The 348-nt window shown below is 63.8% G+C and carries 1 protein-coding gene; it reads right to left on the reverse strand.

Annotation, left to right across the window (positions count from 1 at the left end; all coding sequences use genetic code 11):
• Window positions 1-7: 7 nt before the first annotated feature.
• The coding region (locus CWM52_RS26590) for a hypothetical protein (RefSeq protein WP_206057742.1) at window positions 8-348 on the reverse strand (341 nt) is incomplete at its 5' end.

Consider the following 348-nt stretch of genomic DNA (forward strand, 5'->3'; position numbering starts at 1 on the left):
GGCCGGGTCAGGCGTCAGCCGCCACCCGGCAAAATGCGGGCACTCTGTTCAACGCTGGTTTGTCAGCGCTCTTACCGCCCGGCGACATCGCGCTGGCTCCAGATAGCTTCTTACATTGCCCGGCGGCGCTGCGCTTGCGCGGGCCTACAAGGGGTGTGCAAATGTTGAGATTGCGGGTGTTGTAGGCCGGGTCAGCCGCCACCTGGCAAAATGCGGGCACTCTGTTCAACGCCGGTTTGTCAGCACTCTCACCGCCCGGCGACATCGCGCTGGCTCCAGATAGCTCCTCACATTGCCCGGCGGCGCTGCGCTTGCGCGGGCCTACAGAACTTGTGCAGGTGTTGAGAT

Origin of the sequence: Raoultella sp. T31 (assembly GCF_002806725.1) — a bacterium.
GTDB lineage: Bacteria > Pseudomonadota > Gammaproteobacteria > Enterobacterales > Enterobacteriaceae > Klebsiella > Klebsiella electrica.